At 74.7% G+C, this 15,592-nt stretch carries 15 protein-coding genes; 7 read left to right on the top strand and 8 right to left on the bottom strand.

The window, feature by feature from the left end; all coding sequences use genetic code 11:
- Nucleotides 1–199: 199 nt before the first annotated feature.
- From OG689_RS05105 to OG689_RS05090, 4 genes are all read right to left on the bottom strand, one after another.
- Nucleotides 200–592: a cell division protein SepF gene (locus OG689_RS05105; protein ID WP_266318128.1), complete on the bottom strand. Its 393-nt coding sequence runs from the start codon at nt 590–592 to the stop codon at nt 200–202.
- Between the two features lie 270 nt (nt 593–862).
- Complete coding sequence (locus OG689_RS05100; RefSeq protein ID WP_266318126.1) at nt 863–1,387, bottom strand: DinB family protein; 525 nt, start codon at nt 1,385–1,387, stop codon at nt 863–865.
- A 175-nt stretch (nt 1,388–1,562) separates the two neighbouring features.
- Entirely contained in the window at nt 1,563–2,270 is a 708-nt protein-coding gene (locus OG689_RS05095; protein ID WP_266318124.1) for a VTT domain-containing protein, read from the bottom strand.
- Between the two features lie 79 nt (nt 2,271–2,349).
- The gene (locus tag OG689_RS05090) at nt 2,350–3,576 is read right to left on the bottom strand and encodes an MFS transporter (RefSeq protein WP_266318122.1); all 1,227 of its coding nucleotides are present in this window, start codon (nt 3,574–3,576) and stop codon (nt 2,350–2,352) included.
- A 145-nt stretch (nt 3,577–3,721) separates the two neighbouring features.
- On the opposite strand from OG689_RS05090, the gene OG689_RS05085 reads away from it, so the two are divergent.
- The gene (locus OG689_RS05085) at nt 3,722–4,915 is read left to right on the top strand and encodes an ROK family transcriptional regulator (protein WP_266318120.1); all 1,194 of its coding nucleotides are present in this window, start codon (nt 3,722–3,724) and stop codon (nt 4,913–4,915) included.
- Nucleotides 4,916–5,017: 102 nt separating this feature from the next.
- Here the strand turns inward: OG689_RS05085 and OG689_RS05080 are convergent, their stop codons facing one another.
- Nucleotides 5,018–5,203 carry a hypothetical protein gene (locus OG689_RS05080; protein ID WP_266318118.1) on the bottom strand — a complete coding sequence of 62 codons (186 nt, stop codon included), beginning with the start codon at nt 5,201–5,203 and terminating at the stop codon, nt 5,018–5,020.
- Between the two features lie 430 nt (nt 5,204–5,633).
- Between OG689_RS05080 and OG689_RS05075 the strand changes: the two genes are divergently transcribed.
- The 6 genes from OG689_RS05075 (at nt 5,634) to pip (ending at nt 11,120) form a co-directional block, all read left to right on the top strand.
- Nucleotides 5,634–6,047 carry a molybdopterin-binding protein gene (locus OG689_RS05075; protein WP_191292143.1) on the top strand — a complete coding sequence of 138 codons (414 nt, stop codon included), beginning with the start codon at nt 5,634–5,636 and terminating at the stop codon, nt 6,045–6,047.
- A 187-nt stretch (nt 6,048–6,234) separates the two neighbouring features.
- Nucleotides 6,235–6,528 (top strand): hypothetical protein, encoded by a 294-nt coding sequence (locus tag OG689_RS05070; protein ID WP_266318116.1) that lies wholly within the window; start codon nt 6,235–6,237, stop codon nt 6,526–6,528.
- A complete protein-coding gene (locus OG689_RS05065) occupies nt 6,525–7,247 on the top strand; it encodes a glycerophosphodiester phosphodiesterase (protein WP_266318114.1) in 723 nt (240 codons plus the stop codon). The genes OG689_RS05070 and OG689_RS05065 overlap by 4 nt, the downstream gene beginning before the upstream one ends.
- A complete protein-coding gene (locus OG689_RS05060; protein ID WP_266318113.1) occupies nt 7,244–8,443 on the top strand; it encodes a winged helix DNA-binding domain-containing protein in 1,200 nt (399 codons plus the stop codon). Before OG689_RS05065 ends, OG689_RS05060 begins: the two co-directional genes overlap by 4 nt.
- 175 nt (nt 8,444–8,618) lie before the next feature.
- Nucleotides 8,619–9,971, top strand: a complete 1,353-nt coding sequence (locus OG689_RS05055) for an AI-2E family transporter (RefSeq protein WP_266318112.1) — start codon at nt 8,619–8,621, stop codon at nt 9,969–9,971.
- A gap of 183 nt (nt 9,972–10,154) precedes the next feature.
- Complete coding sequence (pip, locus tag OG689_RS05050; protein ID WP_266326872.1) at nt 10,155–11,120, top strand: prolyl aminopeptidase; 966 nt, start codon at nt 10,155–10,157, stop codon at nt 11,118–11,120.
- Nucleotides 11,121–11,268: 148 nt separating this feature from the next.
- Here pip and OG689_RS05045 read toward each other — a convergent pair whose 3' ends face one another.
- From OG689_RS05045 to OG689_RS05035, 3 genes are all read right to left on the bottom strand, one after another.
- On the bottom strand, nt 11,269–11,568 hold the full coding sequence (locus tag OG689_RS05045) for a hypothetical protein (RefSeq protein ID WP_266318110.1): 300 nt from the start codon (nt 11,566–11,568) through the stop codon (nt 11,269–11,271).
- A gap of 430 nt (nt 11,569–11,998) precedes the next feature.
- Nucleotides 11,999–13,273, bottom strand: a complete 1,275-nt coding sequence (locus tag OG689_RS05040) for a M23 family metallopeptidase (RefSeq protein WP_266318108.1) — start codon at nt 13,271–13,273, stop codon at nt 11,999–12,001.
- A 1,055-nt stretch (nt 13,274–14,328) separates the two neighbouring features.
- The gene (locus OG689_RS05035; protein ID WP_266318106.1) at nt 14,329–15,240 is read right to left on the bottom strand and encodes a DUF2199 domain-containing protein; all 912 of its coding nucleotides are present in this window, start codon (nt 15,238–15,240) and stop codon (nt 14,329–14,331) included.
- Between the last annotated feature and the right edge of the window lie 352 nt (nt 15,241–15,592).

Raw genomic sequence — 15,592 nt, 5'->3', positions numbered from 1 at the left:
CCGGGCGGGCGGGGCGGTGCCGGGCCGCCCGGCAGAGGGATCTCTTGTGGCGGACCTGGCCCGGTATTGAGGTTGCGGCCGGCGGATCGCGCCAGGTCGGCGGTCTGCGGGGCGCCCGGAGCGCAAGAACCGGGGACGGCTCCCGCTCTGCCGTCCCCGGTGGGGTGTCCTGCCTCGTGCGATCGCCGAGAAGCGTCGCTCAGCTCTGGTTGTAGAAGCCGGTCTCGTCCAGCGGCCGGTCGATCACCATGACCTCGACATCGGCCGGCGTGAGCAGGAAGACCCGGCGGGCGATCCGCTCGATCCCGCCGCCGGTGCCGAAGATCAGGCCGGAGGCGAAGTCGACCATGCGCTTGGCCTCGGCGTCGTCCATCTCGGTCAGGTCCATCACCACGGGCGTGCTGGCCCGGATGTGCTCGCCGACCGTGCGGGCCGCCTCGAATCCGGTGGGCCGCAGGGAGACGATCTTCGTGGGAGCCGGGGCGGCCGGCATCGTCTCCTGGTCCGCCCACGAATCGTCGTACGCCGCGGCGGGGTAGTTTCCGGAGGGCATCAGCCACCCGTTGTGGTGCTCGTCGCGAAGTGCTCCCATGCCGCGCCTCCCTGTCTCGTCCCGAACGCGTCCCCCCGGGTGCGCGTGCCCTTTTGACACGTCATCCACTCGTCGGAACTGTCCGAGTATCGCACTGATCACCGGTCCGGTGCCCGCTCGCGACCGCTGTAAGGGTCGTGGCGCGCCGCCGATCCGGGCCGACCCGGACAACAGATGCGACGCCCCAGCTCGCCGTATGGTTGCGCGCGTGGACCATACCGGTACGGGTCAGCCCCGAATTGACCGTCCGTCAACCTCGGTGAAGGGGATTCATTCCCCCGTGGTGCCGTCCACAAGCTCCCGGAGCAGATCCGCGTGCCCGTTGTGCCGTGCGTACTCCTCGATCATGTGCACCTGGATCCAGCGCAGGGTCACGTCCGCGCCCCGGCGCTTGCGCCGGCCGACCGTCTCCGGCGGCAGCCCTTCGGAGGCCCGGCGGGCGAGTTCGATCTGTGCCTGCCAGGTGGCGAAGGCCTCGGCGGCGTCCGCGGTGTCCACACCGTTGAAGTCGCCGTCCTCGTCCTCGGCCGTCCAGTAGAGCCCCTCGCCCAGCTCCTCGCCGAGCAGGATGCCCTGGTACCAGTGCCGCTCGACCTCGGCCATGTGCCGGACCAGCCCGAGCAGCGACAGTGTGGACGGCGGGACGGAGCGCAGTCGCAGCTGCTCGTCCGTCAGACCCTCGCACTTCACGGCGAGGGTGGCCCGGTGGAAGTCGAGCCAAGAGGCCAGCATGGCGCTCTCGTCGGCGGCGAACGGGGGCTCGATGCGGTCGGTGCCGCTCGTGGTGGTGGTCATGGCGGCCATCCTGGCGCAGAGCACCGACAGAGGCGACCGAATAGTCGGACGGCGCGCCCGGGTACCGGCAGGGCGGCCGGCGCCCGGCGGGATCATGCGCGGGTGGGGTCGTGCGCGGTGGGGTGCGCTCGGGCCGGATGCTCCCGGGGCCGGCGCCGTCGGACCGGGCGCGCTCTCAGGCGGCCTCGGCGCGCGGCCGGCGCCGGGCGGCCCGCCACACCGAGGCCAGGCTGATCAGCACCATCAGCGCGATGGCCCCGGCCGAGACCACGAAGGCCGCCGAGCCCGGCGTCCGCGCGCTCGCGGCGGCGACCACGTACGCGGCGGTGGCCGGGACCACGCCGATCGCGGTGGCGGCCAGGAAGGGGGCGAACCGTACCCCGGAGAACGCGGCGGCGAAGTTGCCGGCCTGGAACGGCAGCCCCGGGAACAGTCGCAGCAGCAGCACGCTGCGGAACCCCTGCTCGGTGAAGCGGCGGTCGAGCGCGGTGAGCGCCCGGCCCCGCAGCAGCGGGCGCAGCGCGTCCCGGCCGAGCAGCCGGCCGAGCCCGAAGGCCAGCGCGGCGCCCAGCGTGGTGCCGAGGACGGCGAGCAGCAGCCCCTGCTCGATGCCGAGCAGCAGACCGGCGGCGGCGTTCAGGGCGGGTCGCGGGACGAAGGCCAAGGTGCCCACCGCGTACACCGCGAGGAAGGCGGGCGCCTGCCAGATCCCCGGCACGGTCGAGGCCAGACCGCCGGACAGCAGGGCGGACGGGTCCCAGAGGAGCAGCGAGCCGGCGGCCGCGCCGAGGATCACGACCAGCAGGGCGAGCCTGGTCCAGGGCGACAGTGCCACCCGGTGCGGCCAGGGCCGGGCCGGCGGGGAGGGCGGGGGAGCGAGCACCGGGCGAGCTTAGCCGCCGCCACCGGCCGGGCGGAAAGCCGGCCGGAGGCGGCGGCCGAGCGCGCCGCAGGGGAGCAGGTCAGCGCCGGGCGTCGCTGGGAACGCTGCCGACGGAGTCCACCGGGCCGGCCGCCGGCGGCTGCACGGGGTCGGCGGCCGCGGTCGGGCGGCGCAGGGCCCCGGCGCTGAGGATGAGCGCCGCGGCGAGCAGGGTGACCAGGGCGAAGGACACGCTGAGCGAGGTCGCCTCGGCGAGGACGCCGATCACGGCGGGTGCGATCAGGCTGGAGGTGTAGGTGACGGTCGCGACGCCGGCGATCGCCTGGCTGGGGTTGCCCCCGGTCCGCCCGGCCGCCGCGAAGGCGAGCGGCACCACGACCGCGATCCCGATCCCGATCAGGGCGAAGCCGGGAATCGCCAGGTAGGGCGTGTCGGCGAACACCACCAGCAGGCCGCCCACGGTGGCGATCGCGCCGCTGATCCGGGTCGCGGGCACCGCCCCGAGCCGGTGGATCGCCGCGTCGCCGGCCAGCCGGCTGACCGCCATGGTGAGCGCGAAGGCGGTGTACGCGGCGGCCGCGACGGTGGCCGAGGCCCCGGTGACGTCCCGCAGGTAGACACCGCTCCAGTCCATCGAGGCGCCCTCGGCGAAGACCGCGCAGAAGCCGACCAGTCCGATCGCCAGCGCGCTGCGCGGCGGCAGGGCGAAGTGCGGCGGCGCCTCCTCGCCGGGCTTGGACCGGATGTCCGGCAGCTGCCGGGAGACCAGCTGGGCGAGGACGGCGAGCACGCCGGCGGTGATCGCGAGCTGGAGCCGGGCGTCCAGGTTCTGGTGGGCGGCCAGGACGCCGACGGCGGAGGCGAGCAGGGTGCCGACGCTCCACATGCCGTGCAGGCCGGACATGATCGAGCGACCGAGCCGCTCCTCGATCTCCACGCCCTGGGCGTTCATCGCCACGTCGGCCATGCCGGCGGTGGCGCCGTAGACCAGCAGCGACAGGCAGAGGAAGAGCAGTGAGGGGGCCAGCGCCGGCAGGGCCAGCGACAGGCACCACAGGGTGATCAGCGCGCCGGTGGCGGCCCGGCCGCCGAACCGGTGGACGATCCGCCCGGCCAGCGGCATGGCCAGCGAGGAGCCGATCGCCGGCATCACCAGGGCCAGGCCGAGCTGGCCGGGCCCGAGGTCGAGGTGGTGCTGGATCCAGGGGATCCGGGTGGCGAAGGTGCCGGTGACCGAGCCGTGCAGGGCGAACACCAGGGCGATGCTCACCCGGGCCCGGCGTGGGTCCTTGAGGATCTCGGGCATTCCAGGGTCCCTCCGAGTCGCGGGGCAGGCGCGACGGTGCCGTCCATGGTCGGGGAACCCGGATGGGCGCCCGGTCCGATAAATTATCAGGAAGGGACCCTGATAGAAACAGTTGCAGCTACGCAGTCTGGAAGGATGCAGCCTCATGACCACCGTTCGAACGGCGACACCGAGCACCGCCCGGGCCATCAACGACCGGCTGGCGCTCAACCTGCTGCTCGAACAGGGCCCGCTCACCGCGACCGAGCTGCGGGAACTCACCGGCCTCTCCCGGCCGACCGTCTCCGATCTGCTGGACCGGCTGCAACGCAGCGGCCTGGTCGCGCTGGCCGGCGAGCGCGGCGAGCAGCGCCGCGGCCCGAACGCCCGGCTCTACGCCCTGGTCGCCTCCCGCGCGCACATCGCGGCCATCGACGTCCGCTCCGTCGGCGTCAGCCTCGTCATCGCCGACCTGGCCGGCCACACGCTCGCCACCGCCGAGATCCCGGCCGGCCCCGAGCCGGCTGACGGCACCGAAGGACTCGCCGAGCGGACGGTCAGCACCCTGCTGGACACCGCCCACCAGGCCGGCGTCGAGCAACTGCACACCGTGGCCGTCGGCATCCCGGGCCTGGTCGACCCCGCCACCGGGCGGCTCGACAACACCGGCGGCCTCCCGGGCTGGCACACCGATCTGATCGCCGAACTGCGGGAACTTCCCGGCACCGGGCTGATCCTGGAGAACGAGGTCAACCTGGCCGCCATCACCGAGCACCGCACCGGCGCCGCCCGCGACCGCGACACCTTCGTGCTGCTCTGGCTCGGCCACGGCACCGGCGCCGGCGTGGTGCTGGACGGCAGGCTGCGGCGCGGCGCCTCCGGCGGCACCGGCGAGATCGGCTTCCTGCCCGTCCCCGGGACGGACCGGCTGCCCACCGCCTCCGACTGCGAGGGCGGCTTCCACACCCTGGTCGGCAGCGGCGCCGTCTGTGCGATGGCCCGCGCTCTCGGCCTGCCCGCCGACGAGGCCGGCGACGCGGCCGCCGCCGAAGCGGTGGTCCACGCGGCGGTCGCGGCGGGCCCCGCCGGCGCGCCCTTCCTGGACGCCTTCGCCGATCGGGTGGCCGTCGGCGCCGCCGCGCTCTGCGTGGTGCTCGACCCCGGCTGCGTGGTGCTCGGCGGGGAGGTCGGCCGGGCCGGCGGCGCCGAGCTGGCCGGCCGGGTCGGCCGGAAGCTGGCCGAACTCTCGCCGCTGCGCACCGAGGTGCGGGTCGGCGCGGTCGGCGGCGGCGGGGTGCTCGGCGGCGCCGTCCTCCTCGCCTGCGACGCCGCCCGCCGGGACCTCTTCGGCGGGCCCTGAGCCTTCGGCGGCCTCCTGGGCGTGGCCGGCCGTACTGCTGCGCCGCCTCGGGGGTGCGGTAGTACCGCTGCCGGGCGTGCGGCCGCTCCTGGGCCCGGGATCTCAGTGGTGGCCGCGGGCCGGTGCGGGCTGCGCGCCGGGAGGGGCAGCCGGGCCGGTGCCCGGGGCCGACAGGGCGGGGGTGCCCAGGATCACCGCCGCCACCAGGCCCGCCACCAGCAGCAGGCCGACCGCCGCCCGTCCGCAGGCCGTCCGCAGGGACACCCGCTCGGGGGCCGGTGGTGCCACGTTGCTCGCGTACCCCCGGTCGGGCCCGTCGTGTTGCCGCGCCTGGGCGGCGAACGCGAACGGCACCGGTCCGGCGGCCCGGGCGCCCGACCGACCGCCGGGCGCGCGTACTCGTCCGATCCCTCCGGCGCCGCTCCCTCCGGGGCCGATCCGGGCCCGGCCGATCCGTGCGGTGCCGCGATCCGGTAAGCCGCGCCTCGATGACCCGTACATCGCTGCCTTTTGTCCGGGGCCGACAGTCGATCCGACCATGAGCGGGCGGAAACATCTGTCCGATTGGTGCAGTTTACGGGCGAATCGTGGCTGAATATCCACCACCGGCCGGGCCCGAGCGCGGCGGACGGGCGGCGCTCCGCTTCGCGATCGGCCGGTGCCGTACGGCAGGATGGCGGCGACAGTGGATCTGCCGACACACCGCCAGGAGTCGCACATGGGCCTGCCCGCGCCGGTCAACCCGTACCGCATCGGCGAGGCCGCCGCGATGCTCGGCGTCAGTGCCGACACCATGCGGCGGTGGGTGGACGCCGGGCGGGTCGCCGCCGAGCGGGACGAGCACGGCCACCGGATCATCCCCGGCGCCCAGCTCGCGGCCTTCGCGCGCGAACTGGCCCGGAGCGACAACCCCGAGGCCGAGGGGCGCCCCTCCTCGGCCCGCAACCGCTTCCCCGGGATCGTCACGCACGTGGTGCTGGGGGACGTGGCGGCGCAGGTGGAGATCCAGGCCGGCCCGTTCCGGGTGGTCTCGCTGATCAGCCGGGAGTCGGCCGAGGAGCTGGGCCTGGTACCCGGCGCCGCCGCGACCGCCGTCATCAAGTCGACCAATGTGATGGTCGAGCGCGGCTGACCCGGCCGAGAAGGGGTAGGCGTCCAGCTGTCCGCCGGCCGGACGAGCCGGACCGGCCGCCCGTCCGGCGACCCGCCCCGAGATGGGGCCCCGGCAGCGCCCCGGACCGCACAGCGCCCGGGAGCCTCCGCCCAGGAAGAACCGCCCAGGAACGTCCGCCCAGGAACCGGAAGAGGTCGCCGCACCCATGCCCGCCCACCCGTCCCTGCCCTCCACGCGGAGCGCGGTGTCCGCCGTGGAGGCCCTCGCCGCCCGGTACGGCCGCGCCGTGCACACCGTCCACGACATCGGTCGGGACCGGACCTTCGCAGGCCTGGCCGACCCGCAGCCCGCGACCGACGACCTGTCGGGCGCGGAGGTCCGCCGGCGGACCTTCCCGCCGTCGTGCACCCTGGTGGTCGCCGTCCCCGGCGAGGCGGAGTACCGCGAGGCGGTCGGCGCGGCCGACCTGACCCCCCGGCTCGCCGAGCTGGTCCGATGAGCGCCGCCGGCTCCGCCGGGGCCGGGCCGCGGGTGCTCGCCGTGGCCCACCGCGGCGACCCGTACCGCCACCGCGAGAACACCCTGCGCTCGGTCGCCTCGGCGCTCGCCGCAGGCGCCGACGCGGTCGAGGTGGACGTCCGGCTGACCCGCGACGGGGTGCCCGTCCTGCTGCACGACGCCACTCTGGAACGCCTCTGGGGCGACCCGCGGCGGGTCGGCTCGGTCACCCTCGACCAGCTGGACGCCGTCGGCGCCGGCGACCTCCGGGTGCCGACCCTGACCGCCGCCCTCAAGGCGGTGGCCGACACCCCGGCCGCCCGGCTGCTGATCGACCTGGACGACGCCGCTCCGGCGGCCGCCGCCCGCGCCGCCGTGGTCGGCCTCGGTCTGGCGGACCGGGTGGCCTGGTGCGGGCCCGTGGCCGCCATGCTCGCCGTCCGTGAGCTGGACCCGGGAGCCGAGATCGCCCTGACCTGGACCCAGCCCCGGCTGCCCGCCGCCGCCCTGCTGGCCGACCTGCGGCCGCACTACGTGAACCCGCCGTTCGGCCTGGTCGACCCGGAGTTCGTGGCGGGCGCCCACGAGGCCGGACTGGCCGTCAGCACCTGGACGGCCGACCTGCGCCGCACCATGCGCAGGCTGCGGAGGGCCGGCGTCGACTCGATCACCAGCAACCGGATCGCGGTGCTCAGGTCGGTCCTGGGCGGCGCCCGGTGACCGCCCGGAACGCGGCCGCCGCGACCCTCGGCACCCGGGAGCTGGGCCGCGCCCTGCTGGCCCGTCAGCACCTGCTGGAGCGTTCCTCGACGACGCCCGCCGAGATGGTCGGGCACCTGCTCGGTCTGCAGGCGCAGGCCGTCTCGCAGCCGCCGTACCTGGGGCTCTGGTCCCGCCTGGACGGCTTCACCCCGGGGCAGCTGACCGAGCTGATGGAGCGCCGCGAGGTGGTCCGGATCGCCCTGCAGCGCGGGACCATCCACCTGGTCACCGCCGACGACTGCCTGACGCTGCGCCCACTGCTGCAGCCCGTCCTCGACCAAGGCCTGCGCAACACCTACGGCAAGCGGCTGACCGGCGTCGACCTCGAGAAGCTCGCCGAGGCGGGCCGGGCGCTGGTCGAGCAGGAGCCCCGGACCTTCCAGCAGCTCGGCGTCCTGCTCGCGGAGGGCCTGCCCGGCCACGACCCGACCGCGCTGGCCCAGGCCGTCCGCTGCCGGCTGCCGCTGGTGCAGGTCCCGCCGCGCGGGATCTGGGGCCGTAGCGGCCCGGCCGCGCACACCACGGCCGAGCACTGGCTCGGCCGCCTGCCGGACGCGAAACCGTCGCTGGACGTGATGGTGCTGCGCTACCTCGCGGCCTTCGGCCCGGCGACCGCCACCGACGTGCAGAAGTGGTGCGGCCTGACCCGGCTCGGCAAGGTGCTGGCCGCGCTGGCCCCGCAGCTGACGACCTTCCGGGACGAGCAGGGCCGGATCCTGTACGACCTGCCCGACGCCCCGCGCCCGGACGGCGCCACCCCGGCGCCCGTCCGGCTGGTCGCCCCCTTCGACAACCTGCTGCTCGCGCACGCCGACCGCAGCCGGATCCTGCCGGAGGAGTACCGCTCCCGGGTGATGACCGTGAACGGCCTGATCCCCGGCAGCCTGCTGGTGGACGGCCTGGTGGCGGGCAGCTGGGAGCTGTCGGAGGCCCGTTCCGAGCGGTCCCGGCGCTCCGGTCGGGCCGAGGCCGAGACCGGTGCGGCCGCGGCCGGTCAGGGTGCCGCGGCTGCCGGCACCTGGGTGGTCCGGGTCCGGCCGTTCACCGCGCTGAGCCGGCGGGACGCGGCGGCCGTCGAGGAGGAGGCCGGGCGACTGCTGGAGTTCGCCGGCGGTACCGGGGAATTGCGGATCGAGTCGCCGGATCTGTTGTAGCCGTGCCTCCCGGGACGGTGGCGGGCCATCGTCCCGGTCGCCGTTCCTGCCACCGCCCCGCCCCGGCGGCGGGCGGCCACGCCGGGGCGACGTCGGACCGGGCTTTCCGTCAGATTATGTGCTGGTATGTGCCTGTGGGGGCAGCCAGGGCATACCGGACGGCGGCGGAGGCGGGATGGCGGCAGAGGGCACACCGGACCACGGCACGCCGCCCGGGGAAACCCCGGAGCCGGCCCGCGCCGAGGCCGCCGTCCGCCGCTCCGCAGCAGGCACCGACACCCCTGGCGCCGCCCCCGGCGGCACCGGACCGTACGCGCCGGACGACGGCCGCCCCCCGTATGCGCTGCTGCCCCGGTCCGTCCGCACCGCCGCGGCCTGGTCGGCGGCGGTCATCCTCTTCATCACCGTCGCCGTCCTGTTCGTCTTCGCCGTCGTCGAACTGCGCGCCGCGACCGTCCCGCTGATCCTGGCGCTGCTCGGCACCGCGCTGCTGTACCCCGTCATGCCCTGGCTGGCCCGGCGCGGGCTCGGCCGCAGCGGGGCCGCCGCCCTGACCTGCGTGGTGCTCGTGCTGGCGGTCGGCGCAGCGCTGGCGCTGCTGGTCAACTCGCTGTCCCACAGCGCCGCGCAGATCGGCGCGGCGCTGCAGGACGCCGGCAGCCGGCTCGCGGACTGGCTGGGCCCGAGCGGTCAGAAGATCGAGCAGGCCCTGAAGAGCGCCCCGGGCGAGGGCAGCTCGCTGGTGAGTTCGCTGGCCGGCGGGCTGCTCTCCGGGCTCGGGGTCGCCGTCCAGCTGCTGACCGGCGCGATCCTCTCACTGGCGCTGGTCTTCTTCTTCCTCCGGGACGGCCACCGCGCCGGCGACAGCATCCGGTCCTTCCTGCCCGCGGACCGCGCCGAGACCGTCATCGCCTGCGGACAGGAGGCGTTCGCCGCGACGGCGGGCTTCATGCGCGGCACCACCGTGATCGCGCTGATCGACGCCTTCTTCATCACCGTCGGCCTGGTGATCCTGGGGGTACCGGGCGCTCCGGGCCTCGGGGCCCTGGTCTTCATGGGCGCCTACATCCCCTACGTCGGCGCCTTCCTGTCGGGCACCGTCGCCGTGCTGGTCGCCCTGGCGGACGGCGGGGTGGCCACGGCGCTCTGGGCGCTCGGCGTGGTGCTGGCCGTACAGGCCCTCGAGGGGTACATCCTGCAGCCGCTGATCCAGAGCCGGACCGTCCAGCTGCACCCGGCCACCATCATGGTCGTGGTGATCGCGGGCGGAGGTGTCGCGGGGGTGATCGGGGCCCTGCTGGCCGTCCCGATCAGCGCCGCGGTGCTGGGCATCATCTCCGTGCTCCGGGGGACGGGAGGCCCGGCGACCGGCCGCCTCGCCACCGGCGGGCCCGGCACCGGCGGGCCCGGCAACGGCGGGCCCGGCAACGGCAGGGCCGACGCCGGCGGGCGGGACAACGGTGGTGTCGGCTCCGGGGGGTCAGGTTCCGGCCGGTCCGGAGAGTCCGGGACGGGCGACCGCGCCTGACCGTCCGTCCGCCGACTCCGGCTCCGACTCCCACTCCGCCTCTGCCGCCGCCTCCGGCACGACCGGGACGCCCGGGAAAGCCCGCGCGGGCCGTGGCCACCCGGGGGTAGCCTCGCGAGACCGTCCCCACCGATCCGGAGGTCCACCGCCGTGGCCCAGCACCCGCCCGCCCCCGCCCGCGCGCTGCCCACCGAGCCCTTCCCCCCGATCGAGCCCTACGCGCACGGGCTGCTGGCGGCCGGCGACGGCCAGCAGGTCTACTGGGAGGCGTGCGGCAACCCGGACGGCAAGCCCGCCCTGGTGGTGCACGGCGGCCCGGGTTCCGGCTGCCACCCGGGGAGCCGCCGGCTCTTCGACCCGGCGCGCTACCGGACGGTCCTGTTCGACCAGCGCGGCTGCGGCCGCAGTCTGCCGCACGCCTCCGACCCGGCCACCGGCCTGGAGCACAACACCACCGAGCACCTGATCGCCGACATGGAACTCCTGCGCGAGCACCTCGGCATCGACCGGTGGCTGCTGTTCGGCGGCTCCTGGGGCTCCACCCTGATCCTCGCCTACGCCGAGCGCCACCCCGATCGGGTCTCCGAGATCGTCATCAACGGTGTCACCATGACCCGCCCGGAGGAGACCGACTGGCTCTACCACGGTGTGGGCCGATTCCTGCCCGGCCCCTGGGAGGCCTTCCGGGACGCCCTGCCCGAACCGGAGCGCCACGGCAACCTGGTGGCCGCCTACAGCCGCCGGCTGAACAGCCCGGACGCCGCGACGCGGAGCGCGGCGGCCCGCGACTGGTGCGCCTGGGAGGACGCCGTCATCGCCCACGAGGTGCTCGGCAAGCCCGGTCAGTACAGCGACCGTCCGAGCGACGCGCTCCAGGCCTTCGCCCGGATCACCGCCCACTACTTCGCCCACGACGCCTGGCTGGAGGACGGCCGGCTGCTCCGCGACGCACCCCGGCTGGCCGGTATCCCCGGCACCCTGATCCACGGCCGCCTCGACCTGGGCTCCCCGCTGCGGACCGCGTGGGAGCTGGCCCAGGCCTGGCCGGACGCCCGACTCCAGGTGATCGACGACTCCGGCCACACCGGCAGCCCCGCGCTGCGCCGGGCCGTGCTGGCCGCGATCGCCGGCTACGCGGAACGCCCCTGACCGCTCGTCGGCGGCTTCGCCCGCCGTAGGTCTCGACGTACGTCCCGGCGTCCGTACATCCCGGCGCCCGGGCTCGCGCGCCGGGACGTACAGCGGGCGGGGGCCGACCCGTTGCGGCCGGCCTCCGCCCGTGGGGCGTGGGCCCCGCTCAGCCGCCGGCGGGCGACGGGATGGTGGCTCCGGCGGTGCCGCGCGGCGCCAACCGGATGCGCAGCGCCTGGGTCGGCTCGGCCTGCTGGCGCTCCCAGCCGACGTCCACCACATCGTGCGGGTCGTCCGCCAGCCAGTCGGCGGCGGCCTGGAACAGGGCCCGGGCGTCGTTCCCGGCCAGGACCAGGGTGGCATCGGGCTCCACCCCGACCCAGAGGTCGACATGGCTGTTGACGAAAGCCCCGGCCCGGTCCTTCAGTGCCTGTGCGAGCGTTCTGCCGTCCTGATCCGTCTTCACCGGCTTCTCCTCGTCTCGTCACACGCTGTGTGACGCTCCGTACCCCGCCCGGTGGCGATCACACCCGGCCGCCGCGGGTAACCCGGCCGTCCGCCGGTCCGTATGTCCTGTTGTGCGACAGTCCGGCCTTCGACGTGCGGCTTCGGCGGGTCAGCGGCGCCTCCGGACGGACCGGGCCGGGACCGGGCCCCGGGCGGCCGGCCACCGGCGGACGAGCAGCACGAGTACCGAAGCCGTCAGGGTGACCGCGCCACCGGTGCGCAGCACGGCGTCGTACACAGCCTCCGGCCCGTGGCGGGGCGTCAGGGAACCGACGGCGGACTCCGGCCCGGTGGCCCAGGGGATCGCACCCCTGGGCCCCCTCGGATCGGAGTGTGAGAGCCCGACGCTGCAGTGGGCCGGCGGTGGGCCGGGCCCGGCCGGAGTCCGGTCAGAAGTCCAGCACCTCGCGGTCGAGCGGATACTGCGCACGGTGCGGGCCCTGGTACGGCGAGGGTGTGATCGGCAGGACGCCGGTCGGCTGCAGGCCCAGGTTGTCGTCCCAGAGCCGGGGGTCGACGTGTCCGACGACGCGGAACCTCTGGAAGGTGAACGGCGGGCTGTCGGTCGGGAAGAACTCGGCCGTGGTCATCACCTGGAAGTGCAGGTGCGGGGTGGTGGAGTTGCCGCTGTTGCCGATCAGCCCGAGGACCTGGCCGGGTTCGACGCATTCGCCCTCCCGGACGTTGAGCGAGCCGGGTTCCAGGTGGGCGTAGAGCAGGTAGCGGCCCGGCGCGACCTCCAGGGTGATGTGGTTGCCGACCGTGTCCTGGATCGGCGGGACGGGCGGAGTGACGGGCGGCTGGTTGTCCGGGACGCCGTCCTGGACCTCCACCACCCTGCCGCCGGCCGCGGCCACGACCGGCTGACGGTAGCTCAGGTAGCTGGTGAGCTGGGTGGGATCGCCCTCCCAGGTCTGCCCTTGCTCGCCGACCCGGTACCAGTCGATCGCGAAGCGCTGCGGCACGTAGAACCGGCCGTTGATCGGGCCGAGGCCGCGCCGGTGGTGGGTGTTGCCGCAGCACGACTCGCTGGAGTACCAGGTGCCGGGGCGCACCGGCGGGGCCAGGTTCAGCGGTGCGGTGCGGCTGGTCGGGGTGGTCTGCACCGTCTCCTCGAACGGGGAGGGGCCGGAGGGGGTCAGGACGGCACCCACGAGGTGGTGGTCGAGGACTTCGGGCGCCCGCTGGCCCGGGTCGAGGGTCAGGTCGATCCAGATGATCCACTGCTGGGAGCCCTGGATGACGGTCGGTGTCGGCGCCGGGGGCGGCGGGGTGTAGCCGTCCGCGCCCGGCAGGGGGTCGCCCACCGGATTGGCGGCCTCGGCCAGCGCCTGCCCGCTCAGCGAGCCGATGACCTGGTGGCTACGGGCGTCCTGGATGTCCACACGGTCGAGCCGCACCGGCGTGCTGCTGGACAGTGCGCTCGTGGTGAGCAGTTCGTACGAGAGGTGCGTCCTGCCGTCCGTGGCTTCGAACGGCGTGGGTTCGGTCATCACCGCCGCCGTCAACGGCGTGAACTGGGTGCCCGGCGCCAGGGCGGCCGCGCTGGTCCCGTGTCCGGATCCCGCCGAGGCCACCAGCATGGCGGCTGCGAGCGCGGCAGCGGCGAGCCCGCGCAGCAGAGGCCTGCGGCCGGCGGGATGTTGAGGGTCACGCTCTGCCATGGTGCTCTTTCGTTCGTCGGGTCCGGAGCCGCCAAGGACGCCGGCACGCCCCACGCCGAGACGCAGGCCTATGTAACCCGGCGGCGCGCCGCTCCAGGCGGAGGCCGCCGGGGGCGGGTGCTGAACTGCACCCGTCCAGCGCATCGACAGCCGGGTGTCCCCGCCGCGAGGAGAGCCGATCTGTCAGGGTCTCGCGAGTGCGGGGGCGGCGGCCCGCGGGCGGGCGTCCGGTGAGATCCGGGCCCGACCCCACCGCCGGCTGTGTACCGGCCCGAGCACCCGCGCCCGGTTCAGGGCCGGGACCTCCAGGCGCCGGCACTCAAGGAAAGTACGCCGGCGGTCGACAAACCTGGTGACCGGTGCCCGCGGATGCGGGAGGACCGGTGACCTGGGGTCGGGGCGGGGTGAGCCGGCCGCGGGGAGAGGGAACGGGCGACGCACGGGCGTTCGCCGGAAGCCGGCGGCGGAGGAGCAGGCCAGGTATGGGGTGGACGAACGGAACCGGGCATGGCCGAGTCGTGCCCCCGCCGATGCCCTTGTCGGCCGCGGTGCCGCTCCCCGCCCGGCGCCTGCGGCCATCCCGGTCGACGATCCCCCTGGCGGTGCGGGCGTCCCGGTGCCGGCGGCGGGGCCGGTGGTTCAGCCGCTGACCCGCCAGGAGGAGCGCCGCAAGGGCCAGCAGCAGGTACGTCAGACGGACGGCGCGCTTGCCGCGCGGCCGGCCTCCGGGCGGTACGGGCGGGTGTCCAGTGCGAGGCCATCTGGGGATCGACTCCGTGCGGGTGGGGTGCGGTTGTGGTGGTCGGCGGGTCGGCGGGGTCGGGCGTGCACGCGACCTCGCCCGCGGGTGTCAGTTCCTCCGCGACTGCCGCCTGAAGGTAACGGCGTCCACACGGCCATGCTCGGCATCGTCCGCCTGCACAACCTTCTCCAGGCCGCGTAGCCCACCCATGCAGCCCGAACCCGGGCCATCGCGATTCGCGATGGCGCGTCAACCAGGATCTGCGTACCGAACTCGACGCGTACGGGCTCGCCAAGCACGTCGGCGAGGACCGCTAATCGGTCACCGGATCCTCACTGCGGACCGACCGCCAGACGTGCAGAGCCCAGGCGAGGTCGTCCCGCTCGTCCCACATGCAGACGACCCCGGCCGCGGTGCCGCTGTGGTGGACCGTGAAGCCGTACAGCTCGTACTGGGTGCGACCGCCCGGCGTGGAGACGGTCCAGAAGGCGTATCGGATCCCGTCCGGGGTGTCCTCGGTGATCTGCTGCTCCAGCGGCACCATGGGTGCGCCGCTCAACAGGGCAGCCAGGAACTCCTTGGGGCTGCGACGGCTCTGGTCGGCGAACACGTCGGCGTGCACGGTGCGGCCGGGCGCCAGGAAGCGGTGCGTGCCATCGACGACCCGGGCGGACAAGCCGCTGGCGCGTTCGATGGACCAGTGCTCGTTCAGCGGGGTGCGGACAGGTACCGGCAGGGGGTGAGCCAGGCAGCAGAGGACGTCGTCGCGTCCCCATGTGGTGGTAAGGATACGGCGGAGCAGATCGTCATCGCTGTCCTCGACGTACGGGATCTCGTCGGGGTTGCGCACCACGATGGTGGCCGGGGCGTCACGGAGCTCGTCTCCCCAGGGCTTGATCGCGTTGGCCATTGTGCCTCGGAGGACGAGTTCCCGGTAAGCCGGGTCCTCCCAGATCCGGTGGGCGTGGTCCAGGTCGTCATCGCTGATCCGCAGCCAGGTGCCCACCACGAGCTCGGTCCCGCCGGTGAGCCGGACCGGCAGCAGGCAACGGATGAAGCTTCCCACACCGTCGACTCGCAGCAGGGCGCCGACTCCGACCTCGTGTCGGGTCTCCTCCGGGACGTCGAGCGCGGCGTCTGGCAGCCCGAAGCGGGCATCGATCCGCTCCTCGTCGGGCACCGGGGCACCGCAGCACGAGCAGGTGGGGGCAGGGTTCGCGATCACGGAGTTCAGCGTAGAGGAGGCCGATGGCTCCCGGCCGTGCCGGGGGCGGTGGGACCGGCTACGGCGGATCGGACGTATCGAAGATCAAGAGTGGGAGCCCTTGGCGTGCGGTGTGGAGCCTGGCACCTCCACTGCACCACCACACCGGAGGTCTTCGCCATGATCAGCGGCCAAACGACGGGTGCCGGCCCGAAGCCTGACATCAGGATCGTTTCCCGCCTTGCGCATGCTCCCGACGCCGGTCGTTCTACTTTCGCGTCCTCCTCGTGGGCACTGGCTGAGGTCGTCCCCGTGATTGCCAAGGACCTGCGCCAGGCCGATCCGTCGTTCAGGTGCCAGTTGAAGATCGAGC

Origin of the sequence: Kitasatospora sp. NBC_00240, assembly GCF_026342405.1 — a bacterium.
Classification (GTDB): Bacteria; Actinomycetota; Actinomycetes; order Streptomycetales; family Streptomycetaceae; genus Kitasatospora.
Note: the sequence above shows the minus strand (reverse complement) of the source record. Positions and strands in the feature narration are given on the sequence as shown.